We start from the raw sequence: 23,989 nt of genomic DNA on the forward strand, positions 1-23,989 counted from the left end.
CACCTATTTTTTGATATTAAATAAAAGTTGACCAATTAAATTTTCAAGAATTATAGCTTCCTGCGTTTTTGGAATTTTATCCCCTTCTCTTAAATAAGGATGATCAGAACTACTATCATCATCAAATCCAGGTACAATACTAATATAATTAGAGCCTAATAAGCCTTCTGTTAAAATACGCGCTGTTGCATCTTCAAAAGGGATGGGCTTATCTGATCGCAATAACATAGTAACTTTGGCATTAAGCTCACTAGGCTGTAATTCTATTTTTGTAACTTCGCCCACCTTCACACCTGCTATAGTTACTGGAGCTCGCACTTTTAATCCGCCTATATCAGTAAAATCAGCAGTCACATGATAACCTTTGCTGGAAGCAAGCTCTGTAATTCCACTTACTTTCATTACCATAATTAATAAAGCCAGTAAACCAAGCAACATAAAAAAACCAACGCTGATATCAATATAACGTTGTTTACTATTCATTTACCAACCTCCAATCATCATGGCTGTTAAAAGAAAATCTAACCCTAAGACCGCTAACGACGAATATACGACTGTTTTAGTAGTAGCTTGGCTAATTCCACCTGCCGTTGGAACACAGGTAAATCCTTGAAAAACAGCTATCCAAGAAACTACAAAGGCAAAAACAACACTTTTAATAATGCCACTAAGCACATCAACTCTAAAACTTACAGCAGATTGCATATTAGACCAAAAACTTCCTGAATCTACGCCCAACCAATCGACGCCAATGAAATAACCACCATATACAGCTACGGCAGAAAAAATTAATGTTAGTATGGGTAGTGAAACTATTCCTGCTACTAAGCGTGGATAAATTACACGGCTTAAGGGATCGACGCCCATCATATCCATACTAGCCAACTGTTCTGTTGCCTTCATTAAACCAATTTCTGCAGTAACAGCAGAGCCGGCTCGACCTGCAAAAAGCAATGCGCTAATAACTGGACCTAATTCACGAGTAATACTTAATGCCAGTAATTGTCCTAATTGGCTCGCAGCACCAAATTTTTGTAATGTATTATAACCTTGTAAACCAACTACCATCCCTATAAAAAGGGCTGAGACAATAATAATTAAACAGGATAACACGCCAACAAAATGAATTTGGCTTACAAGATTAGGCCATAGACGACCAATGTCAGGATTACGAAAAAAAACACCACATAAAAATCGCCCTGAATTACCTATACCTTGAAGAATAATTATACTTCGCTGCCCTGCCTGTGCTAATTTATTAAGCATCTAACAGCTCCTCAATCAAAGGTTTAGCTGGATAATGGAAAGGCACTACACCATCAGGTTCACCATGCATAAATTGTCTAATCTGTGGCACAGTTGATTCTTTTAATTCTTGAGGCGTACCGTATCCTATAAAACGGCCTTCAGAGATTAAATACACATAATCAGCAATAGAGCAAGTTTCTTCTACATCATGAGATACAATAATTGTCGTCGTATGTAATAATTCATTTAATCGTTTAATTAGACGTACTAAAACGCCCATTGAGATTGGATCTTGACCTGTAAAAGGCTCATCATACATCATAAGCTCAGGATCAAGGGCAATTGTTCTTGCTAAAGCTACTCGCCTAGTCATGCCGCCTGATAGCTCTGCAGGCATTAAATGAGCTGCACCTCGTAATCCGACAGCTTCTAACTTCATAAGTACAATATCACGTATCATATCTTCATTAAGCTTAGTATGCTCTCTTAAAGGGAACGCAACATTTTCAAAGACAGTTAAATGTGTAAATAGTGCACTTGACTGAAATAGCAAACCTATTTTCTGTCTTATTTTAAAAAGTTCTTTACGCGGTAAATGATGCATGTTTAACCCATTAATGAGTATGTCTCCCCCATCTGGCTTAAGCTGTGCACCAATTAATTTTAATAAGGTAGTTTTACCGCTGCCACTAGGTCCCATAATAGCAGTAATTTTCCCCCGCTCAACTGCCATATTAATATTGTTAAATATGATGCGAGCGCCTCGGCTGAATGTTAGATTGGTGATTTGCACCAAACTATTCTGCATAATGAAACTCTCTTATTTAATTAAAGAATAAGTATATAGTTGCAAAAAAAAAATTACTATTTTTATATTAATTATTTAATTAACAAATGCTTATATTTATTAAATTTCAACTCAATTATCAATATTAATCGTTTCTGTTTTACAAAGAAATGATTAATAAAATAGGCGAACAGCAATTAAAAAAAGCAGTCATACTGATTATTTAATTAAAAAATTTTACTTAAAATTAATTTTTGTTAGGTAATAATTTGTATGTTAAGCTCACCAATTTGCTTACTTAGAATAAGAAAATGAATTTTGGCAAATTAGCATTAGCTGTTATTGAAATGGAAGCACAAGCAGTCCTTGAGCTAACCCAACGTATTGATAGACGTTTTGAACAAGCCTGCGAATTATTACTTAATTCGCGTGGACGTGTTGTTGTCACAGGCATGGGGAAATCAGGACACATTGCTAATAAAATTGCTTCTACTTTATCAAGTACGGGAACGCCTGCATTTTTTTTACACCCTGGCGAAGCAAGTCATGGTGATATGGGAATGATTACCAAAGATGATATCATCATTGCCATTTCAAACTCAGGCAATACTAATGAAATTATTACCCTATTACCTTTACTGAAACGGTTACAGATACCTATCATTGCGTTAACGGGTAATTCAGAATCAATATTAGCGAAAGCAGCGAATGTTTCACTCGATATTAGTGTTAAACAAGAAGCATGTCCCCTAGGACTCGCGCCCACGACAAGTACTACTGTCACATTAGTCATGGGAGACGCCTTAGCTGTTGCCTTATTGCAAGCAAAAGGATTTAGTGAAACAGACTTCGCTTTGTCACATCCAGGTGGTTCCTTGGGTCGCCGCCTTTTACTACGTATTGACGATCTTTATCATCAAGGCGACGCTTTACCTTTAGTTAAAGAGACAGCGACAATAAGCGACGCATTAATTGAAGTCACTGCTAAAAAATTAGGTATGACCTGCGTCATTGATAAACAAGGATATTTAGTTGGTGTTTACACTGATGGGGATATTAGACGTACTTTAAATCAACAGATTGATATTAATACGACGCCAATTACTGAAGTTATGAGTAAAAATTGTAAAACTATTTCTAAAGGAATTTTAGCTGCTGAAGCCTTAGCTCTTATGCAGAAATATACGATTACCTCATTAGTTGTTATTGATGATTTTAAACGCCCTTTTGCAGTACTACATTTACATGATCTTCTGAAAGCAGGCGTTTATTAATTTTTTTGTTATAATCTTCTGCTATAGTTCTGCACAAAGCAGGTTACACATTTATCAAAAAGTGAGTAATAATGACAAGAACTAACTTAATAGAAAGAGCAAAAAAAATAAAATGTTTAATTTGTGATGTGGATGGTGTTTTAACAGATGGCCTACTTTATTTAGATAATTATGGTAATGAATTAAAAGCTTTTCACGTTCAAGATGGCATGGGTCTAAAATTACTTATGGCAGCAGATATTGATGTAGCAGTTATCACTACCTCCCGTAATCCTGTAGTTGACTTTCGTATGGAGCAACTAGGTATTCAACATTATTTTAAAAACCAAGTGGACAAGCGCAACGCTTACCTTCAACTTAAAGAGCGCTTAGGATTAACGAATGAACATTTTGCTTACATTGGTGATGACTTACCTGATTTACCAATCATACAGCAAGTGGGCTTAGGCATTGCTGTTGCTAATGCTGTACCACAAATTAAAGAATTCGCTGTCTGGCAAACCGAACAAGTTGGTGGACGTGGTGCTGTACGAGAAGTCTGTGATCTTATTTTAAGCGTCCAACAGAAACAAGAAGAAGCGCTCACAAGGTATCTATTATCATGAATGCTGCTAAACAATCTGCTTGGGGCTTTTGCTTACTTATCATTTTGTCATGCTCAGGTTGGTACTATGCAAGCTCTTCATCACCAGAAAAACTAGATGATCATACATTATCAAAAATACCCGACTCAATTATCAAAGGACTTAAAGTTTGGCAATTCGATTCTAAAGGCGCGTTAGCTCATTTCTTAGAAAGCCCTCAAGCAAAACATATTCCCGAAAATAATACTTATATATTTGATACTCCCCATATTGTCCTTAGTCAGGAAAATGAGTCTAATTGGGATATTCATTCACAAAAAGCATTAGCATTGGATAAAGGAAAACAAATTAACTTAGTAGGTAATGTTATTATTCATCAGGGCAAAGGTTTAAAAAACTCTGAAAGTACTTTAAAAACAGAAGAACTCATTTACTTTCCTGAGCAAAAATTTGCAACTACTACGCTTGCCGTAATGTTTGAACAACCCGGTAGCATTATTCATTCACAAGGAATGAATGCTTATCTTGATGAAAAACGAGTTGAGTTGTTAAATAAAGCACATGCAACTTATGAGCCGAATCATGTTTAATCGAAAATTTATTTTTATATTCTTACTTAGCTCTATTAATTTTCAAACTTATGCCTTAGAAACAGATAAAACAGCACTTGCGCAATTAGCAGCTGACTCAGCAGATTTAAATCAATCAACCCATCGTGGCGTTTATATAGGAAATGTTCAATTTGATCAGGGAACAACTCATCTAAGAGCACATAAAGCAATTACTAAAGGTAATCAAGAAAATAAGCTTATTTTTGCGAAAGCAGAGGGATCTTCTAAAGAACCTGCCCATTTTTGGACCCAAACAGATGCCGATAAACCACCTCTTCATGCTTATGCATTACAAATTCGCTATTATCCCGAGAAACATTTAATTATATTAATTGGCAATGCGCGCGTTGAACAGGGCGACGATTCCTTATCTGCCCCTAAAATTACCTACGACACTGAACAAAAGCATGTCGTTTCTTATGGTGATAAGAAGGTGCGAACTACAATTATTTTTCATCCGGGTAAAAAAACATGAGTAGATTTCTTTCAAAACTCGCCTTAGTAAATAAAATTTTAGGTTCTCGTCATATTTTCAATTTCAGTAAAAGACAAGCACAAAATGATTTAGGCATTGTAACTCAGCCATCAAATACTACATTAGCAATACGTCAAAAATCTAATGAATTGTCAGCATTCCATTTAAAAAAAGCTTTTAAGGGTCGAGTTGTTGTCAGTGATGTTAGCATTACAATACGACGTGGAGAATGCATAGGCTTATTAGGTCCTAATGGCGCTGGCAAAACCACTTGTTTTTATATGATAGTGGGTTTACAAGCATGCGATGAGGGTAAGATTTTTCTAGATAAGCAAGATATTACTTTAGCACCTATGCACCAGCGCGCTCGTCTCGGCATAGGTTATTTACCACAAGAAGCATCGGTATTTCGCAAAATGACTGTTGCTGAAAATATTGATTCTATTTTGCAGCTGCGTAAAGATTTGGATAAAGAGGCACGCCAACAAAAGTTAACTCAATTATTGGCTGAGTTTCATATTTCTCATCTTGCTAATAACTTAGGTTTAAGTCTTTCAGGTGGTGAGAGGCGCCGAGTTGAGATAGCACGCGCACTTGCTATTGAGCCAGCTTTTATATTATTAGATGAGCCCTTTGCAGGTGTTGATCCTATTTCAGTTATTGACATCAAACGGATAATTTCTCATTTATGTAAAAAAAATATTGGCGTTTTAATTACTGATCATAATGTAAGAGAAACATTAGATATTTGTGAGCGCGCTTATATTGTTAATCAGGGTAAAATCTTATGTGAAGGAACCCCAGTTGAAATTTTAGCTAATCAACAGGTTCGAACTGTCTATCTTGGCGAGGAATTTTCTCTATAGGTTTAACATGCTGTTATTAATTGATAACTATGACTCTTTTACTTACAATTTAGTACAATATTTCCAAATATTAAATCAAGATGTTCGTGTTTTTAAAAATAATGATTTAACTATTACCGATATTGAACAATTATCTCCTTCTCATATTGTGATATCGCCAGGCCCTAAAGGACCTCTAGACGCTGGTATTTCTCTAGCTACGATTGCCCATTTTTATCAAACTATACCTATCTTAGGCATTTGTCTGGGCCACCAATGTCTTGCTCATGCATTTGGAGCAAAAATTATTCTGGCTCCTGAGACTATTCATGGTAAAACATCTCCTATCATCCATCATAAACAAAAACTCTTTCAGAATTTACCTAATCCATTCCAAGGGATGCGCTATCATTCTCTTGCTATTGATGTTGCTACGCTGCCTACCAGTTTTTCAATTGATGCCTGGGCCGATGACACAATCATGGCAATATCTCATCGTCAATACCCTCTTTTTGGGCTACAATTCCATCCTGAATCAATTTTAAGTGAATATGGCTTACGATTATTAGCTAATTTTTTAAACTATGAAACTTGCAAACATCTTTGAACATTTAATAAATAAAGAGGATCTGACCTTTACTGAAATGCAGGACGTCATCTCGGCTTGTATTGAAGATAAAATCTCTGATGCAGAAATCGGCGCTTTTTTAGCCTTAATGCGTGCTAAAGGTGAAACTGCTGATGAACTTACTGCAGCGGCTAAGACAATTCAATCAGCCATGCGCACAATTGACCTGGGTGATGAGGTCATTGATCTTGCCGGAACAGGGGGAGATGGTAAGCACACGTTTAATATTTCGACAGCGTGCAGTATCGTTGCCGCAGCAGCAGGCGCAAAAGTTGCTAAGCATGGCAATCACTCTGTTTCAAGCTCAAGTGGCAGTGCAGATTTATTATTAGAAGCAGGATTTAATATTAAATTATCTGATGATCAATTAAAGCGTTGTCTACAACAAAATAATATTTGCTTTCTGTTAACGCCTCATTTTAATCAAGCAGCACAGCGCGTTAAAGAAGTACGCAAGCAATTAGGGATTAAAACTTTCTTTAATTTTTTAGGGCCTGTATTAAATCCAGCTAAAGTTAAAAGACAAGTTGTTGGTGTGTTTGCAAAAGCTTGGCAAGAAAAACTATTAAACGTATTAATTAATTTAGGCAGTAAGCGCGTCATTATTCTTCATTCAGAAGATGGATTAGATGAAATTAGTATTGCAGCACCTACCCACATTCTGGAATATCATGATGGTAAACGATTCACCTGGTCTGTAAATCCAAACGATTTTAATTGCTACCATTCTAATCTAAATGATATTATTGTGAACTCCTCAGCACAAAGTCTAGCAGTCATTGAAAATGCTTTTAAAGGAGTCAAGGGAGCGGCCTACGACAGTATCTTACTAAATACTGCTATAGCATTATATTGTGCGGATATAGTTAAGGATTTTAAAACGGGAGTTGAAATAGCAGCAGCTACTATTAACAGTGGTAATGCTAAACGACACTTTTTGCAATTTCGAGATTTTACCAGAAATGTTACTTAATTATGACCACTAGTATATTAAAGAAAATAGCCGAGCATAAATTATTAGAAGTACAAAAAGCAAAAATAGAAAGACCATTGCCCGAACAGGATCTTTTAGCTTTAGATCCACCACGTGATTTTGTTAATGCAATTAAGTGCTCTCATCCCGCCATCATTGCTGAAATAAAAAAAGCCTCTCCTAGCAAGGGTATTATTCGGGAAGATTTTGATGTAGCAGCTATTGCTAAAATTTATGAAAAAAACGGAGCAAGCTGCTTATCCGTACTTACTGATAAACAATTTTTTCAGGGTAATAATAATTATTTGGCGCTGGCAAAGCAGAGCACTTCCCTACCTATTTTAAGAAAAGATTTTATTATTGATAGTTACCAAATTGCAGAAAGTCGCGCCTTAGGAGCCGATTGTATTTTATTAATTGTTGATTTATTAAGTGACATGCAATTAATGGATTTCTGCCAAGAAGCGCAGGCTTTAAATATGGCTGTTTTAGTTGAAAGCCATAATCGAGAAGAACTTGAACGAGCTCTTAAACTACCAACCTCTTTAATTGGTATTAATAATCGTAGTCTGCATACCTTTATTACCACCTTAACTACGACACTTGAATTAGCAAAAGACATTCCTGCAGATAAAATTATCATTACCGAAAGTGGAATTAACACGCCTAATGATATCACTCTTATGCTTGAAAATAATATTAATGCTTTCTTAATTGGCGAGAGCTTAATGCGTGCAGCAGATATTGGTAAGCAATTACAAGCCTTTATCCGAGCAAAATAAGGCATTCTTTTGGTTATGTCTTACCATCTTTAAGGTGAATTAGCCATAAAATATAGCAAATATATTTTATGGCTAATTTATTTATGTTTAATCTGGATCCCGTACAAATGCTTCACATTTTACGGGATAACGTTCGTTTAGCAAATAAAAGAGCCGTTGGCACTTCTTGTCGAACTCACGTTACTTAGATATTCTAAATTGCCCTATATTTGTCTTGCTGTGCTAAATTTAGCATAATACGACCTTTTATTTTATTATATAATTAATGTCTAAAAATATCTCACAAAATTTATTAAAAAGCATTGTTGAATTTGCGCAAACTAATCATGAAGGCCAAACAGCAAATTATATTCCTGAACTTGCAAATGTAGATAATGATTTAACAGGCATCGCTGTAACCGTTTTAAAGGGGAAAAGCCTCTCTTATAGTAATATGCCCCTTTTTCCTATTACGCTACAAAGTACAGGAAAATTAATTCCGCTTATTGGCTTATTAGAGGAACTAGGACCAGATAAAGTGTTCCAGTGGGTCAAAGTAGAGCCGTCGGGTGATGATTTTGCCTCTATTACTCGTCTTGAACAATTTGGACCTAAGCCTTCAAACCCCATGTTAAATGCAGGTGCAATAACCCTTTGCTCACATATTCCAGGTGTAGGGGAACAACAATTTGCCTGGTTAGAACATTGGGTACAAAAACTTTTTAATCAACGCTTAAGTATCAATCCACTTATCTTTGCTTCTGAAAAAAGAACAGGTAACCGTAATCGCTCCTTAGCTTACCTATTAAAAAGTCGCAATAATTTACGTACTGATGTGTATGAAACCCTTGATTTATATTTTACTATTTGCTCCTATGAGGCTCAGTTGGAACAGATGATTTATCTACCTGCCCTACTTGCTAATGCAGGTCGTGACCCCATAACCAATGAGAAAATTATTTCACCTGAAACGTGTAAAATAACACTAGCAATTATGGCAACCTGTGGATTATATGATGAAACGGGAACCCATATGGTAAAAACAGGTATGCCGGCTAAAAGTGGCGTCTCAGGATATACTATCGCTGTGGTACCAGGTAAAGCAGGTATTGCAGTTATTAGCCCACGTGTAAACTCCAAAGGCAATAGTATACGTGGTGAAATCATGTTGCAAAAACTTTCTGAAGAAATGAATTGGCATTTTGCTTTACCTTGATGCTTGGCTCTTTTGCCAGGTAAAGCTTAGGCAATATTTTATCTTAAATTATGCAGTTTTATCTTGGTAAAAGTTTCCATGTAGACCAAATGGTAAATGTATGGGCAAGCATACCTCTGCTAATAACTGCATCGATAATGCGTCTATTATTATTAAAGTCGATAATTGCGTGTTCATATCAAATGCTATAGACAATAGAATCCCATCATCCTCTGACTGACAGTTAGGTCTTAATACAAATAAAGCTTCACCCACATAATTATTCTTTTTATGCCAGTGTTGTATGCTGCCCGTTTTCGTGTTAATTTTTTGTATAGTATTAAAAAATTGATTATCTGGACCCTCGATCGAATTTGTATATACAAATTGATAATTATTTCCGTTACATCTCGTATAATTTATTCTTGGAAATTCTTGATTATTGCTTGTTAAGGTCTCCTGGTTACAATGTTTAGCATGAATGTCAAGGACATAACGCTTTATTGCACCAGTAGGTAAAGTCGGTTTACTTGAGCGAAGATTTGATAAATATAATTTATCATATGGATTTCCTGCTTGATGGCAAACTAAATCTAAAATTATTTCGTTTTTATGTTCATAAGCATTTATGCTATGTAAGCAAACAAAGGGTTCTGTTTCTATCTCAAGTAGTTGTCCATTTCTTCTATCGAGGATAACAAATACCGATGGCGAGTCTTCTTGATAAGACAACGTATTATTAAAAGGACATCCTAGCATTAATTTAAATCTATTTATAACCAAGGGTGATTTAAATAAGATAATGTAGTTTTTAGTTAGGCTAAAACTATGAATGTAGAACAAACTATTAGATAAGTAGGTGTAAATAATTTTACGTGTTTTACTTAAAGGGTCTATCTTATAAATATGGTACTTATTAGCCTTACCAACTTCTATAGCAACATTAATTAATTCGCCAGTAGTTGTATCAAAATGAGGGTGCGCCGTTGTAAGATGTTCTGCAATTTTATCACTAAAATTAAAGTTATTCGTTGTACTTAAATCTTTAATATCAAAAGAAACAACATTCTTACTTTCTGTCATAGCAATATAGCTATCATCAATGCAAGTTGTGTTTACCACACAGTTGTCATGTAATTTATTGCCAACCAACTCCTTTAAAGAAAATAATACACGTTCTAGTTTAGATTCACTTGCATAAGTACCAAACTCATTAGCATTTAATTTACCGAACTTATTACTTTCAATATATTCTTGTGATTGTAAAAACCGATTTTGGAAACTAACACTGCCTGACTTAAAGTTAAATTTTTTAAGCATAGCAAAACCATCAAACCAATGTTTAAAATGAGCTGAGCCGACTTCAAACTGGCTAGGTCCAATGCTAATAAAAATTCCTGACAGCCATGTGGGAACTTCACCATGAATGCGAAGCTCCTCGAGTGTTACCTGTTTATATTGAGAAGTATATGCCTTAGATAAGCTTGGCTCTTTCTGTTGCATCTTAATAAAGTAATACCATGTTAAATAGTAAATATTATAGCTAATAACAATAATATAAAAGTTTAATTTAACAAGGTGCCTAAAATATAATTAGGTTTAACCATAGCTATATTTAAAATGAATTATAGCGCCTTGAACATTAGCACTACTTCTCAACTCTTGCATACTAATCACTGCATGCGGGCGAAAATCATAAGGGCCAATTAATACTGAAGTACCTTTAGTAAGCGGTTGAATAAGCACAGTAAATCCTAATTTTTTTAAACGACTCACAAAAGCGACGGCATTAGCTTTTGTTCGAAAATGCCCTGCCGTAATATACCATTTAACATTTTCTGATAGTTTGGCTGCGGTATTTTTCTTTATTTTAGCCCTATTTTCTTGTGCCAAAAGGGGGTTATTTGAGGATTTTAATTTTAAAAGCTGTTTTTTATTAAAAGAGTTAATTATTTTTGCTCGCCAATCAAACAATTTAGAACCATCTTCAATAAGGGCACTATTTTCTATAAGCTTTCCTTTACCAGATTCCATACTAGCTGAATAAAGATACGGACTATCTTTATGGGTGCCTTTAACCTGATAAAAATTTGAGAATGAACTTGGTAAAGCCTCTCCTTTTAAATTAAAACAAGTTGAAGCTGCATTGATATTATTAACGAAAAAAGGTAAGGCTAAAAAAATTACTCGTATTAACTTCATTGTTTATCACCTATCCATGTAAATATGTATTAAATTAATAAAAGACTTTAAACATCAATCAATTGTGTATAAATTAGTTCTCACTTTACTTTAAAGTTTTAGTAGAAAAAATTGACAATTTTAAAACAAGAATTAGCACCTGTTACAGTGACCGAGCTTAACCAACAGGTCCGTGCTTGGTTAGAGCATGAACTGGCTAATGTTGCAGTATTAGGTGAGCTTTCTAACCTAACTCAACCAACGTCAGGCCATCTCTATTTCACCTTAAAGGATCAAAATGCTCAGATACGATGTGTTTTCTTTCGTAATTATCAAACGTATAACAGCAGGCAATTTAAAGACGGGCAACAAGTTATTGCTCAGGGTAAATTAAGTTTATATGAAGCAAGGGGTGATTATCAACTAATTGTTCAAAACCTAACCGAAGCAGGCGTTGGTGAGTTATATCAACAATTTGAACAATTGAAAAAAAGGCTAGAGCAGCAAGGTTTATTTGCTGAGCATCTCAAAAAAACACTTATACGCTTTCCAGCTGTTATCGGTGTTATTACTTCACAAACAGGTGCTGCTATACGCGATATCTTATGTACTTTAGCAAGACGATTTCCTCTAACGGATGTTATTATTTACCCTTGTGAAGTTCAGGGAAAAAGAGCAGCTGAACAGCTTATTAATGCTATTTCGCAAGCTAACTCTGATAAGCGTGCTGATATGCTTTTACTTGCTCGGGGCGGTGGAAGCATAGAGGATTTATGGCCATTTAATGATGAGCAACTGGCTTTTGCCATTCATAAAAGTCAAATACCTATTATCTCTGGGGTTGGCCATGAAACAGATTTTACGATTGCTGATTTTGTAGCTGATTTACGGGCAGCAACCCCTACTGCCGCGGCCGAAGCAGCAACGCCTGATAAAGTAGAATTACTTAATCTTCTAGCTACTTTTAAAAAACGCATGCATGCGGCTATTTGCCGAATTATCCAGCAACAACGCCTAATTCTGGCACATAGGATAGCTACTCTTTCCTCTCCTGAACAACTTATTGCTCAGCACTGGCAAACAATTGATTACTTAGAAAAACAATTAAATCAAAATATAACTAAAATACTACGCAACTATCATCACCGGGTTAACCTTAATTTAGCGACCTTAATGGCTAAAAATCCTATTACTGAAGTTCAACACTTAAAATTATCAATACAAAAAGCAAAACAAAATTTAGATAATTTAATTACTCAAAAGGTAGAAAACTTTAAACACCATTTAATCCGTCACCTAGCAACACTTCATGCAGTTAGCCCTTTAGCTACCCTAGAACGAGGATATGCTATTGCTAGTTATAACGATCAAATACTAATTGATAGTAAACAGGTTAAACTTAATGAAAAGATTAAAGTACAGCTTGCTAAAGGAAATTTAACGTGTAACGTCATTAACAGAAAAGATGCAAACGATGCTTAATGAAATTAGTAATAGTTTTAATCAAATTATAACCAATACTCAAACAAATCTACCTATATTAATTACTATTATGGTTGTTGTCTGGGGTATTTTTTTTATAAATTTACTTTTTTTTCAGCAGCGACTTTTATATTTAGGTATTATTCCTAGACGATTGATTGGAATTCCGGGTATTTTATTTTCACCACTTTTGCATGCAAACTTTAATCACTTATTTTTTAACTCTATTCCTTTATTAGTCTTAAGTGACTTTATTTTAATCGACGGATTCATTTACTATCTTATCGTAACGCTCATAATTACCTTAGGAAGTGGTTTATTAACTTGGCTTTTTGCAAAACCTGGGATTCATATAGGTGCAAGTTCATTGATTACGGGTTATTGGGCATTGTTAGTCGTTAATATCTATTCTCATGAGAGTGTTACTGCCGTTATTTTAGGAGTTATTTCTGTTTATTATTTTGCCGGTATATTTTTTGGTATTTTTCCAAGTAAACGAGGTGTTTCTTGGGAGGGCCATTTATTTGGCCTGATAACGGGATTTGCAACAGCTTATTTTTTACCTTATATAGTTGATTTGATAATGCGTTTAAGTATTACCTTCCTTGGTAAGAGTTAATATTCTTTTATAAAATATTAAATTGATATACTTTAACCAGCTTATAAAAAAACCAATTCGTTCATGCAAAACTCTTTAGTTTTCTCTGCTCTATCAACAGTAAAATGAAAAACCCCAATACACCAATACATAAAGTAAAAGGAATAACACTTATACCATAAATAAAGGAAAAAGCTAAATTCGTTTCTTTAAAGGCATTGATTACAATTCCAATTGTTGTATGGATTGCATAACCAAAACTCATAATAATCATATTAGCAATAGCAGTTGTTAAACCAGCTACATTTTCAGGCATATAAGTAGATGCTTTATAGATAGCTAGTATTTGATAAGCGCAACAGATCCCCACAATCGTAAAAGCAAACATCATGCTTTCTGTTGTAAAAAAACCAAATACTAAAACAATGAAATTTAGCAACATAACTAAGCCAGCTACCGTAATAACAAGTAAATAGTTACCTATTTTTTCAGCAAAAAAACTTAAAGCAGGCGCCCCAAAACACATACCCAAGAAGATTAGAGAAGGTAAATAACTTGCTGTACTACTATTTAAATTATAAAACTGTCTTAAAAAGGCTGGCCCCCAAACATCAGCAAACCCTTCTAAAGGGCCTACCATAAACCCTGCAAACAAACAAAGTAGAATTACATTTTTATTAGTTATAACAAGCTTAATATCACTAAGAACCGTTGTTGTCTGCACTTCTTTTAAATCAGGTACGATAAAATAGGTTAACAATGCTAATAATGTCCCAAAAAGTGCAAAAATTTCGATAACATTGTAGTACCCTACTAAATCATATAGATAGCGAAGTGGTCCGCCACCATAGATAGCACCTAATAAACCAATAGTTACAGAAAAGCTTAACATTCGGGTAAAATATTGCTCGTTAAACGTCATCCGAATTATCTTAAAAATGCCTAATATGGCAGCTGATGAGCCCATGCCTATAAGAGCTCTTCCGATAACAGGATAAATCCAATTACCAGCATAAATTAAAGGTAACAAGCCAACAACGCTAATTAGTATACAGCCTGTCAAAACTCGTTTCGGGCCAAAACGATCAAGCATAATTCCTATAGGAAGATGCATTAAAGAGTAACCAATATAATAAATACCTGAATACTGCCCATAAATTGCCGTGTCAATGTGAAATCGATGTGTAATATTATCGATCATGACACTGGGCATTACTCTTAAAATATACTGATAAGCATAAAAGATGGACGCTATTAACCAAACAATCCAGGCTATTGAACGAGTGCGCATGAATTATTCTCCATATTATGTACTGACTTAGGAGTTTCTGAATTAGAAATCTCGAAATTAATTATGTAAAATGCTTATATTAATCCGCCGTAGCGGAGGAGAATATTCAAAGGTAATAAAATTAGCAAAAATGCATTAGCTTTTTTTAGGGGATGATAATGCATACTTAATTCCTAAGCCAAACCACTAACAAAATTTAACGCAGTTTAGCTATAATAAATGCATTACATATTAAATGCAAATAATTAATATAAATCATTTTTATTGATTAAGATGTGTCCTTTTAGGTTTAATTTTGTTTCAAGTTGAAAAATTATTCAACTTAAAACTAAACTAAATATGAATTTTTATTTTTTACAATGCTAGTTGTATAGATACCCCTTCAGCCTTTGATTTAGATGTAAGGGCTAAATTTCTAACATCTTGTATCGATAAATAACTTTGTAATTGCACACTAATATCCTTTGGCAATTCGAATTTTTTATTTAAAAATTCAAGCCTTGAAAAGAAGTTGCAAGCTATACGCTCTTTGTAATATTTAGTATCTATATTTAGCGTTTTAAGCACAATTTTCGTTGCTTGATTTGCTTCATAAGGCGTTAGACCAGAGCCGCCCTTATGATTCTTATTAATATAGTCTGTAAAGGCTGTAATAAACTTCTCTTTTACAAACTTACTGCAGTTTTCAGGCAATGAAACTGCAACAAAATTATCATACTGGTAAATTGCTGTAAGATTTGATTTAGGATCATTATTACGTTCAATTGGTAAAATATTATGTCCATTTTTCCAATTAGTTTGTTTTTTACTGTTAGTAATACTTGAATCAGTAACTTCTTCACAAGCGTAGTTATAAGTTTGCCAATAAGACACTTCAAAATAGCGTTGTCGCCCGTGCTCATATCGATAATGAGATACAGTAAAATTAATTTTTATTAGCATTTTTATTACCTAAGTAGCTGAATTTCATATAATTTATATCGGATTAAGTAATGGCGTATTATTGTAAATTGTTTTTATATTTGCAAGGAATAAATTTTTTGAGCTTTTAAATTTTTATATTAACCCAACTTATTTAGTTAATGTGCTAAATGAAAAGATTATAAAACTTAACGCAGTGAAGATATAAATATTTTCTACAAAAAGCGAATCAATAAATATCAGGTGTTCTTATTAATCAGAATTTAAGCTATTAAGTTTAAACTTCGTTTCAAGCTGTAAAATTATCCAGCTTACAATCAAACTTATTAAAATAAATACAACTGCTTGGACGATATTACGAAAAGGTAAAAATGTAATTGCCACAATATTAAGTGCTAAGCCCAGCCACGGAATAATGATAGGTATATAAAATACTTTCTCATTCTTTTTGCCTATGTCATTTAGTTTAATTTTTATTAAAGCAATATTACTAAAGGAAAATACCATTAAAACTATGGTACTGGTAGCACCAGCAAGTTCAGATAATGTTCCCATAAATCCTAAAATTAACACAATGGGAAAGATGAGTAAAATAGCAATATAAGGCGTATGATACTTGCTATGTACTTTTTGTAGGAACTTCGGCATAAGATTACTTTCAGCCATGCCATAAAGCAAGCGTGAAGCCGTAATATAATTTAATAAAGTTGTGTTAGATACAGCAAAAATAGCAATAATTGGAAATAAGTAAAGGGGGAATGCTGGATATGATCTTCTAACGACATCAAACAAAGGTGCATTTGACTGAGCAAGTTCATTGCCGGGAATAATGGCTGTTGCCATCCAACTTACAGCCAAATATAAGATTCCAGCAGCAGCCAAGGAAGATAAAATAGCACGCGGAATATTCTTTTCTGCATCTTTTGTTTCTTCAGCAACATTTACCAAGTCTTCAAAACCTGTGAAAGCAAAGAAGGCCAACGCTGCACCCCTAAAAATATCTCCTATTCCAGGTAGTTTATCTAAGCTTGTTATATTTAATTGTTTATCTGAATTTAATAAAAACCAGATACCACAACCCAATACAATCAAAAGACCACTTAACTCTATCAATGTACTAATGATATTAGCTATAGACGACTGCTTTATGCCTCGAATATTAATTCCTAATAAAACACTTAAAAAAATAACAATAGCTAACCATTTAGGAACGATTAGGTCAAACGCTCTAAGATATCCTACAAAAGCTTGTGATAATGTCGACATAGAAAAAATAGTCGCACTAAATAGCAGTAAACCTACAAAAATTGATATCCACTTTTGGTCAAAGGCTTCTTGTATAAATATTGATACGCCGCCACTTTTAGGAATTCGACTAACAAGTTCGCTATAACTAAGTGCCGTGAGCAAAACAATACCCATTGCTAGTGCAAAAGAAAGCCAAGTTAAAGAGCCTGCATGGCCTGCTATTTTTCCAACAATAGAGTATATCCCTGCTCCCAGGATATCACCTATCCCATAAATCACTAAAGCACTCAGGCCAAGAGCCCTAACAAGACCAGTTTGAGAATTCTGCATCTTTAAACGTCCTTGTTTAAAATAATAATTTGCAATAAATATCCAACAAAATATTGATCAAAATATATTCAATCCGATCTAAACTAGCTCGAATAGATATATTTTTAATAATATCTTAATCTATATCAGATAAAATTAGATATAAATCAACCAATTTACTCTCTGTTTATCATGAAAAAGAAACTTAAAAGTAAAATAAGAACAACATTTAACGAATTATTTTCGTCACCAAATCAAACCATAAATAAAGAGGGAAAAACATTAAGTTCACCCTCAGATCAAAAAGAAAAAAAGTCCGCTGTTCCTATAGAAAAACCAGCTGATCTTGGAGCAAAGCCAGCTGATCTTGAAGCAAAGCCGGCTGATCTTGAAGCAAAGCCGGCTGATTCTGGAGGAAAGCCAGTTAATTCTATAACGAAAGCTCAAGCGCTTACTAGAGGTTTTTTAGCGCGAAAAAATTATGGAATTCAACAGTTAGCGAAGGAAGAATTACAATTGTATCCCATTTTAATAAAAGGTAACGATCCTGAACTCTCTAAAGAGCAGGAAAAAGGATTACCTAGGCATCGTAAAGAAGAAAAAATTGCCCTAATTGGGACATCGGGTATGCGCTCAGTCGAATTAGCCTGTCAGTTAAGTGAAGGAGTACCTAAATTAATTATCTTAGATAATAGTATACAAGTCACTCTCTTTTGGCGTAAGGCTAAAGATATAATTCTTCACGCTAATGATGAAAATGATTTTCTTAGTCCTTTAAAAGCTTATATCTCTAAAGATTGCAAAGAGCTTGATTTATCACTCTATATGTTTGGCCATAGATCTTCTAAAAAGTTAAATAATTCTGGTAAAACTTCAGAAGAATTTAGTTATCTAGAGGCACTCTTTAAAAAATATAGTTTTGAACAAATAAAAAAGATTATTTCTATTATGTCTATTATTAAGCAATCTTGGGCGGATAAAGACGTATTTATTAAAATAAAAAATATTTTGACCTATACCAATATAACTACTATTTATGCCTATCCATCTAACATTGTTGCATATATGAATGATGATAGAGAGGAAGCAGAAAAAATATTAGAAAATATCCAAAAGCTCAACCCCGAGTTAGCTATCCATACTGACTCTATTTATATTATAGGTAAAGGTAATAGACCCGAAAATCTTTATTTTGTATTTAAAAATAATCATAATCCATCTGAAGTAAGAAAATTGCTAAAAATTGAAAATACGGTAGACAATGAAGATGACAATCAAGACAGCCCTAATGAGTTCTTAATTACCTAGCAAGCAATGTTTGCTTAGTTAGCTTTCAAGCAAACTAAGTTAAAAATACTTTTCTTTATCTTTCACTTGTAGGCGGGAAACCATCATGAAAATTACAACAGAAGTGACTATCAAGATAGATCCCCCTTTCGGGAAGCTGATAAAGTGAAAGCGCAGCAGTTTATTTGATTTCTAAAGTGGTTGAACTACATTATATTTGAACGTAATTTTAATATAAGGAAATATTATGAAATTAAAATTAATTACAAGTGCAGTTGCTTTAGCATTAATTTCCTTTTCGGCGCAAGCAAATTGGGTATGTAATGTTTCTAATTTAAAAGGCCAACACTGGACTTTTGTTGCGCCTACAGAAGCGAGTGCTCAAGCTATGGCAAAGAACACATGTGATGCAAATAGTGTTAATCCAAATAATTGCAATCCTACTTGCATTGATAATGGTGTGAGTGGTGGCCGTTGGCATTGCGTTGTTAGTAACTTAAAAGGTGATCATTGGTCATTCTTTGCACCTAGCCAAGATCGTGCTTTTGCTATGGCTAAGAATGCTTGTGACGCAAATAGTATTAATCCAAATAATTGCAATCCTTCTTGCTTACCTGAATAATAGGAAAGTAATCTTCCACTTAATTTCAATTTAAGTGGAAGAATTAATCTCAGTTTTTGATTATAATTTTTACCGAAAATTATAATAGTTATAGTATACTGCCTGATTATTTTTTGCTTAATTGTAGTATTATGCTGACATCTATTCCAAAACCTGGCAAAAAGCAAACCTGGGGCCAATTGTATGGTTCTAGCCTCCCATTAATATTAGCTCAATACTTTCAAAAACACACGGGCATTAAATTAATTATTACACCAGATAATTTAACTGCTACTCAATTACTTGACGAGCTACAATTTTTCTATAATTCTTCTAATTCAGAAGAAATACTTTTTTTTCCAGATTGGGAAACACTGCCATATGATCAATTTTCACCTCATCAAGATATTATCTCTGAACGTTTATTGACTTTAAGCCGCTTACAACAAACAAGCAACGCGATTGTTATAAGCTCAATTGCTACATTAATGCATCGTTTAGCGCCACCTCAATTTCTTCATCAGTATGCCTTTATACTTAAAGAACAGCAAAAATTAGATCTATCTCAATTTCAATATCATTTGCAAGAAGCAGGTTATTACGCAGTTAATAAAGTAATTGAACGTGGCGAATTTGCTATTCGCGGCTCTATTATTGATGTCTTTCCTATGGGAAGCACCCATCCTTTTCGCATTGAACTTTTTGATGATTATATAGATAGCTTACGTCGGTTTGATACTGAAACACAGCGCACCATTGCTAAAATTGAAGAAATTAAACTACTACCCGCAAAAGAATTTCCTTTAAATGAGTCAAGCATTACTTTATTTCGTCGCTCATTTAGGGAACAATTTCCAGGCAACCCAAGCTTAAGTCCTATTTATGAAGCTATCAGTAATGCGCAACTTCCGTCTGGCATTGAGTATTACATACCCTTGTTTTTTACCAATACCGTTACCTTTTTCGATTATCTTCCTGATGATGCCACTATTTTTACAATTGATAATATTTCTATTCAAGCAGAAACATTTTGGCATGAAGTAACTACTCGTTATGAACAACGTCGCTACGATGTTTCCCGTCCCTTGTTACAACCTGAACATGCCTTTATTTCGTCCAATGAAATTCTAACCAAAGCCAATCTTTTCCAACAAATTCATTGTTATCATGATAAAAAAGAAAAGAAAAATGCCTTTAATTTTCCTGTTCAAGCTGGCCCTTGTTTATTTATTGATCGGAAAGCCGCTAATCCCTTAAAAAAATTAACTGATTATTTAGCAAATCCTGACAATCGATTTCTTATTGTTGCAGAGAGTGCTGGCAGACGTGAAGTATTGCTGGATTTAATGAAACAGCAAAATTTGTCAGCAACCCATTACGATACTTGGCAAGATTTTCTAAATAGCAATCACCATATAGGTATTATCGTTGGCCCTCTAGCAGATGGCGCTGAATTAATTGAAGAAAAAATTGTGCTTATCACTGAGGCGCAATTGTATGGTGATTACAGTACTCCACAACGGCGTAGCACGACTAAATCGGTTGATCCTGATTTAATCATTCGCGATTTAGCAGAACTCCAATTGCAGGCACCAGTTGTACACTTACAATTTGGCGTAGGACGCTATCAAGGTTTAAAAACACTTCATAATGACGGTAATGCCAACGAATTTCTAGTTTTAGCCTATGCAGGTGATGATAAAATCTATGTGCCTGTTACCTCTTTGCATTTAATAAGCCGTTATACTGGTTTAGATAGCGATCATGCCCCCCTACATCGATTAGGTAGTGATCAATGGCAAAAAGAAAAGAGAAAAGCGGCAGAAAAAATTCATGATGTCGCCATTGAATTACTTGAAATCTATGCCAAACGCGAAACAAAGCCTGGTTTTATCTACCAAATTGATCAACAAGACTATCAGCGCTTTGCCAGCGGATTTCCCTTTATTGAAACACCTGATCAAGCGCATGCAGTTGAACAAATAATGCAAGATATGCAATCGCCACGCCCCATGGACAGACTAATTTGTGGCGATGTGGGTTTTGGTAAAACTGAAGTTGCTATGCGTGCTGCTTTTCTAGCAGTACAAAATAGTAAACAAGTTTGCGTTTTAGTTCCTACCACGTTGCTTGCAACGCAGCATTATGAAAATTTTCGTGATCGTTTCGCTGATTTTCCTATAAACATTGAATTGCTTTCTCGCTTTCGTAGCACTAAAGAAACCACAAAAATTATTGAGTCATTAAAAGATGGTCGTATTGATATTGTTATAGGTACGCACAAACTTTTTTCTAAAGACATTCAATTTAAAAACTTAGGCTTATTAATCATTGATGAAGAGCATCGCTTTGGGGTGAAACAAAAAGAACATATCAAAGCATTGCGCTTAAATGTGGATATTCTATCAATGACAGCAACCCCTATACCTCGGACATTGAATATGGCTATGGCTGGCATTCGCGATATTTCTTTAATAGCAACACCGCCAGCAAAGCGCCTAACAATCAAAACATTTTGGCAAGAAAAAACAGACAATATTATTCGGGAAGCCTTATTACGAGAAATCTTACGAGGTGGACAGGTTTTCTTCGTTCACAATAATATTGAAACCATTGATAGAATAGGACAAGAATTACAGCAACTAATCCCTGAAGCTAAAGTGCGTGCAGCACACGGTCAAATGCGTGAACGTGAGCTAGAAAAGATCATGTCTGACTTTTATCATCACCGCTTTAATGTTTTAGTCTGTACAACAATTATTGAAACGGGCATAGATATTCCCACGGCCAATACGATTATTATTGATAGAGCAGACAAATTTGGTTTAGCCCAATTGCATCAGCTGCGCGGACGAGTTGGCCGCTCCCATCATCAAGCTTATGCTTATCTTCTAACGCCAAATCAAAAATTATTAACACGGGATGCGGTAAAACGTTTAGAAGCAATTGTTTCTTTAGAAGATTTAGGTGCAGGCTTTACATTGGCAACTCATGACATGGAAATCAGAGGCGCAGGTGAGTTATTAGGCGAAGAGCAAAGCGGCAATATGCAGGCCATTGGCTTTAACTTATTTATGGATATGTTAGATAAAGCTGTAGAAGATTTGAAAGCAGGTAGAACACCCGAACTTACCGCGCCTATTCAACAAGGCCCTGAAATTGATTTACGTATTAGTGCTATTATTCCTGAAGACTATATAAATGATATTCATACTCGTTTAATCATGTATAAACGAATTGCAAATGCCAAAGATAAAGATCAATTAAGGGAATTACAAATAGAAATGATTGACAGGTTTGGTCTTTTACCACAACCGGTTAAAAATTTAATTTTAATTACAGAGCTTAAATTACTAGCCACCCAGCTAGGCATTAATAAAATAAATGCTTCAGAGCAGCAAGGTAAAATTGAATTTAGCGAAAATCCTAAAATAAATACCAGCGTTTTAATCAACTTAATTCAAGTCCATGCGAAACGGTATCGACTAGAAGGCCCCACTAAATTACGTTTTATGCTAGACAAAATTACTGCCGAAGAACGTATTTTTGAAATTCAGACACTTTTACTGAAATTAGCATAGTTATGGGAACCAGGACAGCATTCACTAGTTAAAGTACACTTATTATTTAAGTGTACTTTAATTTAATTAATTTTGCCCCTGTTTAAATTGAGTAATGTTTACGATGGAATCAAAATTTTCGAAAAAAATGGCTAATACCGGAATGCTTTTTATCATGTTCATGAGGTATGAGCCTAGATGAGTTATTACCTTGCGAGGGGAAGGCTGCATTTGGTGCCTTTAAAGCTACAATTTCATTCTGCATTTGCTGCATATCACTTCTAACATTTCTTGTTAAGTTATTATTTTCTAGAATTAGTAATTGTAGCTGATTAAGTAAGCTAGTATTGTTTTGATTATCCAAACTTCTTTGGGTTTCTAATCTACTAAGTTCTGTCATAAAAGTTGTACTGGTTGATTCAAGTTTTTGGCGTAACTCTTTAATTTCTTTTTTTGCCTTATTTAACTCATCAAGGTGATAGGCGTTTTCTTGGCCAAGTTCTGTAAACACAGTCTCTAGGCTACGTAATTTTTTTACAGTCACGCTTGATTCTTCTTCACCAAATAAAACTTGAGCGACTCTATAAACTTCTTCATTAATTTTTTGGTCAATTTTCGCGAGGCTCTCTGAATTTTCGTCAATTAAAGAAACTTTAAGTTTTAATTTAATTAAATCAGTTAATTTCTTGATATCACCTTCATTCTGTTTTTCCCTAACATCTTTTGATGTCGTTAAATTATCTTCACATGCAAATATTAATTGATGTGCTTCAAATATTATGTGTTCAACAAAAATAAGCATGGCTCCCCTGAACTTTGAGTTCTGAAATCTAAAAGTATCATTGTAGAAATTATCTTTAGTTATATTTTCTACATTACATGTATAAATTTTTTCAATTTGTTGAGCTACTAGTTTTAATTTCTTAAATAAAAAGGATGATGGATTCTGTTCATGTTCATTGAACAATGCGACCATCTTAATCATCAGCTCTTCATAATAATTTATATAAAAAGCAATATTTGGGTCATTTTTATACGTTGAATCTATACTAGATATAATTGTTTTTACTGTATTTAAATCTATTTTCATGAAAATCTAAGGCTTATAAAAAACTTAATTTTAACATAAT

At 34.3% G+C, this 23,989-nt stretch carries 23 protein-coding genes; 14 read left to right on the forward strand and 9 right to left on the reverse strand.

Annotation, left to right across the window (positions count from 1 at the left end):
- Positions 1–3: 3 nt before the first annotated feature.
- Genes mlaD through E1P04_RS05135 form a run of 3 tightly spaced genes read right to left on the reverse strand, consistent with a single transcriptional unit; the run spans position 4 to position 2,056 of the window.
- On the reverse strand, positions 4–483 hold the full coding sequence (mlaD, locus tag E1P04_RS05125; protein WP_131781842.1) for an outer membrane lipid asymmetry maintenance protein MlaD: 480 nt from the start codon (positions 481–483) through the stop codon (positions 4–6).
- Positions 484–1,266, reverse strand: coding sequence for a lipid asymmetry maintenance ABC transporter permease subunit MlaE (gene mlaE, locus E1P04_RS05130; protein WP_131781843.1), 783 nt, complete (start codon positions 1,264–1,266; stop codon positions 484–486).
- The gene (locus E1P04_RS05135) at positions 1,259–2,056 is read right to left on the reverse strand and encodes an ABC transporter ATP-binding protein (RefSeq protein WP_131781844.1); all 798 of its coding nucleotides are present in this window, start codon (positions 2,054–2,056) and stop codon (positions 1,259–1,261) included. Before E1P04_RS05135 ends, mlaE begins: the two co-directional genes overlap by 8 nt.
- 290 nt (positions 2,057–2,346) lie before the next feature.
- Between E1P04_RS05135 and E1P04_RS05140 the strand changes: the two genes are divergently transcribed.
- The 9 genes from E1P04_RS05140 (at position 2,347) to glsA (ending at position 9,402) form a co-directional block, all read left to right on the forward strand.
- Positions 2,347–3,309: a KpsF/GutQ family sugar-phosphate isomerase gene (locus tag E1P04_RS05140; RefSeq protein WP_131781845.1), complete on the forward strand. Its 963-nt coding sequence runs from the start codon at positions 2,347–2,349 to the stop codon at positions 3,307–3,309.
- Between the two features lie 71 nt (positions 3,310–3,380).
- Positions 3,381–3,914 (forward strand): KdsC family phosphatase, encoded by a 534-nt coding sequence (locus E1P04_RS05145; protein WP_131781846.1) that lies wholly within the window; start codon positions 3,381–3,383, stop codon positions 3,912–3,914.
- Positions 3,911–4,483 (forward strand): LPS export ABC transporter periplasmic protein LptC, encoded by a 573-nt coding sequence (gene lptC, locus E1P04_RS05150; protein WP_131781847.1) that lies wholly within the window; start codon positions 3,911–3,913, stop codon positions 4,481–4,483. Before E1P04_RS05145 ends, lptC begins: the two co-directional genes overlap by 4 nt.
- Positions 4,476–4,979 (forward strand): lipopolysaccharide transport periplasmic protein LptA, encoded by a 504-nt coding sequence (gene lptA / locus E1P04_RS05155; RefSeq protein WP_131781848.1) that lies wholly within the window; start codon positions 4,476–4,478, stop codon positions 4,977–4,979. Before lptC ends, lptA begins: the two co-directional genes overlap by 8 nt.
- Positions 4,976–5,845, forward strand: a complete 870-nt coding sequence (gene lptB, locus E1P04_RS05160; protein WP_131781849.1) for an LPS export ABC transporter ATP-binding protein — start codon at positions 4,976–4,978, stop codon at positions 5,843–5,845. The genes lptA and lptB overlap by 4 nt, the downstream gene beginning before the upstream one ends.
- Before the next feature lie 7 nt (positions 5,846–5,852).
- The gene (locus E1P04_RS05165) at positions 5,853–6,431 is read left to right on the forward strand and encodes an anthranilate synthase component II (protein WP_131781850.1); all 579 of its coding nucleotides are present in this window, start codon (positions 5,853–5,855) and stop codon (positions 6,429–6,431) included.
- Positions 6,409–7,425, forward strand: coding sequence for an anthranilate phosphoribosyltransferase (gene trpD / locus E1P04_RS05170; protein ID WP_131781851.1), 1,017 nt, complete (start codon positions 6,409–6,411; stop codon positions 7,423–7,425). Before E1P04_RS05165 ends, trpD begins: the two co-directional genes overlap by 23 nt.
- Before the next feature lie 2 nt (positions 7,426–7,427).
- A complete protein-coding gene (gene trpC / locus E1P04_RS05175) occupies positions 7,428–8,207 on the forward strand; it encodes an indole-3-glycerol phosphate synthase TrpC (RefSeq protein WP_131781852.1) in 780 nt (259 codons plus the stop codon).
- 265 nt (positions 8,208–8,472) lie between these two features.
- Positions 8,473–9,402, forward strand: coding sequence for a glutaminase A (gene glsA / locus E1P04_RS05180; protein WP_131781853.1), 930 nt, complete (start codon positions 8,473–8,475; stop codon positions 9,400–9,402).
- A 48-nt stretch (positions 9,403–9,450) separates the two neighbouring features.
- Here glsA and E1P04_RS05185 read toward each other — a convergent pair whose 3' ends face one another.
- Together E1P04_RS05185 and E1P04_RS05190 are read right to left on the reverse strand one after the other, a co-directional pair.
- Positions 9,451–10,884 (reverse strand): carotenoid oxygenase family protein, encoded by a 1,434-nt coding sequence (locus E1P04_RS05185; protein WP_131781854.1) that lies wholly within the window; start codon positions 10,882–10,884, stop codon positions 9,451–9,453.
- Between the two features lie 96 nt (positions 10,885–10,980).
- Positions 10,981–11,583, reverse strand: a complete 603-nt coding sequence (locus E1P04_RS05190; RefSeq protein ID WP_131781855.1) for an SPOR domain-containing protein — start codon at positions 11,581–11,583, stop codon at positions 10,981–10,983.
- Positions 11,584–11,694: 111 nt separating this feature from the next.
- Between E1P04_RS05190 and xseA the strand changes: the two genes are divergently transcribed.
- Positions 11,695–13,044: an exodeoxyribonuclease VII large subunit gene (xseA, locus tag E1P04_RS05195; RefSeq protein ID WP_242604388.1), complete on the forward strand. Its 1,350-nt coding sequence runs from the start codon at positions 11,695–11,697 to the stop codon at positions 13,042–13,044.
- The gene (locus tag E1P04_RS05200; protein ID WP_131781856.1) at positions 13,037–13,663 is read left to right on the forward strand and encodes a rhomboid family intramembrane serine protease; all 627 of its coding nucleotides are present in this window, start codon (positions 13,037–13,039) and stop codon (positions 13,661–13,663) included. The genes xseA and E1P04_RS05200 overlap by 8 nt, the downstream gene beginning before the upstream one ends.
- 61 nt (positions 13,664–13,724) lie before the next feature.
- Here the strand turns inward: E1P04_RS05200 and E1P04_RS05205 are convergent, their stop codons facing one another.
- The 3 genes from E1P04_RS05205 to E1P04_RS05215 all read right to left on the reverse strand — a co-directional run bounded on the left by E1P04_RS05205 (position 13,725) and on the right by E1P04_RS05215 (position 17,432).
- Complete coding sequence (locus E1P04_RS05205) at positions 13,725–14,933, reverse strand: MFS transporter (RefSeq protein ID WP_131781857.1); 1,209 nt, start codon at positions 14,931–14,933, stop codon at positions 13,725–13,727.
- 354 nt (positions 14,934–15,287) lie between these two features.
- Positions 15,288–15,875, reverse strand: coding sequence for a hypothetical protein (locus E1P04_RS05210; protein WP_131781858.1), 588 nt, complete (start codon positions 15,873–15,875; stop codon positions 15,288–15,290).
- A 231-nt stretch (positions 15,876–16,106) separates the two neighbouring features.
- Positions 16,107–17,432, reverse strand: coding sequence for an APC family permease (locus tag E1P04_RS05215; RefSeq protein ID WP_131781859.1), 1,326 nt, complete (start codon positions 17,430–17,432; stop codon positions 16,107–16,109).
- Positions 17,433–17,603: 171 nt separating this feature from the next.
- Between E1P04_RS05215 and E1P04_RS05220 the strand changes: the two genes are divergently transcribed.
- The 3 genes from E1P04_RS05220 (at position 17,604) to mfd (ending at position 22,880) form a co-directional block, all read left to right on the forward strand.
- Complete coding sequence (locus E1P04_RS05220) at positions 17,604–18,719, forward strand: hypothetical protein (RefSeq protein WP_131781860.1); 1,116 nt, start codon at positions 17,604–17,606, stop codon at positions 18,717–18,719.
- A 226-nt stretch (positions 18,720–18,945) separates the two neighbouring features.
- A complete protein-coding gene (locus E1P04_RS05225; RefSeq protein ID WP_131781861.1) occupies positions 18,946–19,320 on the forward strand; it encodes a hypothetical protein in 375 nt (124 codons plus the stop codon).
- Between the two features lie 131 nt (positions 19,321–19,451).
- Positions 19,452–22,880, forward strand: a complete 3,429-nt coding sequence (gene mfd / locus E1P04_RS05230; RefSeq protein ID WP_131781862.1) for a transcription-repair coupling factor — start codon at positions 19,452–19,454, stop codon at positions 22,878–22,880.
- A gap of 109 nt (positions 22,881–22,989) precedes the next feature.
- Here mfd and E1P04_RS05235 read toward each other — a convergent pair whose 3' ends face one another.
- A complete protein-coding gene (locus E1P04_RS05235) occupies positions 22,990–23,949 on the reverse strand; it encodes a hypothetical protein (RefSeq protein WP_131781863.1) in 960 nt (319 codons plus the stop codon).
- Positions 23,950–23,989: the final 40 nt, after the last annotated feature.

The organism is Legionella gresilensis, from assembly GCF_900639865.1.
GTDB lineage: Bacteria > Pseudomonadota > Gammaproteobacteria > Legionellales > Legionellaceae > Legionella_C > Legionella_C gresilensis.

What these genes read in the sequence shown, in the direction of transcription:
- mlaD (WP_131781842.1), bottom strand. Translation starts at nt 483, where the DNA reads ATGAATAGTAAACAACGTTATATTGATATCAGCGTTGGTTTTTTTATG.
- mlaE (WP_131781843.1), bottom strand. Translation starts at nt 1,266, where the DNA reads ATGCTTAATAAATTAGCACAGGCAGGGCAGCGAAGTATAATTATTCTT.
- E1P04_RS05135 (WP_131781844.1), bottom strand. Translation starts at nt 2,056, where the DNA reads ATGCAGAATAGTTTGGTGCAAATCACCAATCTAACATTCAGCCGAGGC.
- E1P04_RS05140 (WP_131781845.1), top strand. Translation starts at nt 2,347, where the DNA reads ATGAATTTTGGCAAATTAGCATTAGCTGTTATTGAAATGGAAGCACAA.
- E1P04_RS05145 (WP_131781846.1), top strand. Translation starts at nt 3,381, where the DNA reads ATGACAAGAACTAACTTAATAGAAAGAGCAAAAAAAATAAAATGTTTA.
- lptC (WP_131781847.1), top strand. Translation starts at nt 3,911, where the DNA reads ATGAATGCTGCTAAACAATCTGCTTGGGGCTTTTGCTTACTTATCATT.
- lptA (WP_131781848.1), top strand. Translation starts at nt 4,476, where the DNA reads ATGTTTAATCGAAAATTTATTTTTATATTCTTACTTAGCTCTATTAAT.
- lptB (WP_131781849.1), top strand. Translation starts at nt 4,976, where the DNA reads ATGAGTAGATTTCTTTCAAAACTCGCCTTAGTAAATAAAATTTTAGGT.
- E1P04_RS05165 (WP_131781850.1), top strand. Translation starts at nt 5,853, where the DNA reads ATGCTGTTATTAATTGATAACTATGACTCTTTTACTTACAATTTAGTA.
- trpD (WP_131781851.1), top strand. Translation starts at nt 6,409, where the DNA reads ATGAAACTTGCAAACATCTTTGAACATTTAATAAATAAAGAGGATCTG.
- trpC (WP_131781852.1), top strand. Translation starts at nt 7,428, where the DNA reads ATGACCACTAGTATATTAAAGAAAATAGCCGAGCATAAATTATTAGAA.
- glsA (WP_131781853.1), top strand. Translation starts at nt 8,473, where the DNA reads ATGTCTAAAAATATCTCACAAAATTTATTAAAAAGCATTGTTGAATTT.
- E1P04_RS05185 (WP_131781854.1), bottom strand. Translation starts at nt 10,884, where the DNA reads ATGCAACAGAAAGAGCCAAGCTTATCTAAGGCATATACTTCTCAATAT.
- E1P04_RS05190 (WP_131781855.1), bottom strand. Translation starts at nt 11,583, where the DNA reads ATGAAGTTAATACGAGTAATTTTTTTAGCCTTACCTTTTTTCGTTAAT.
- E1P04_RS05200 (WP_131781856.1), top strand. Translation starts at nt 13,037, where the DNA reads ATGCTTAATGAAATTAGTAATAGTTTTAATCAAATTATAACCAATACT.
- E1P04_RS05205 (WP_131781857.1), bottom strand. Translation starts at nt 14,933, where the DNA reads ATGCGCACTCGTTCAATAGCCTGGATTGTTTGGTTAATAGCGTCCATC.
- E1P04_RS05210 (WP_131781858.1), bottom strand. Translation starts at nt 15,875, where the DNA reads ATGCTAATAAAAATTAATTTTACTGTATCTCATTATCGATATGAGCAC.
- E1P04_RS05215 (WP_131781859.1), bottom strand. Translation starts at nt 17,432, where the DNA reads ATGCAGAATTCTCAAACTGGTCTTGTTAGGGCTCTTGGCCTGAGTGCT.
- E1P04_RS05220 (WP_131781860.1), top strand. Translation starts at nt 17,604, where the DNA reads ATGAAAAAGAAACTTAAAAGTAAAATAAGAACAACATTTAACGAATTA.
- E1P04_RS05225 (WP_131781861.1), top strand. Translation starts at nt 18,946, where the DNA reads ATGAAATTAAAATTAATTACAAGTGCAGTTGCTTTAGCATTAATTTCC.
- mfd (WP_131781862.1), top strand. Translation starts at nt 19,452, where the DNA reads ATGCTGACATCTATTCCAAAACCTGGCAAAAAGCAAACCTGGGGCCAA.
- E1P04_RS05235 (WP_131781863.1), bottom strand. Translation starts at nt 23,949, where the DNA reads ATGAAAATAGATTTAAATACAGTAAAAACAATTATATCTAGTATAGAT.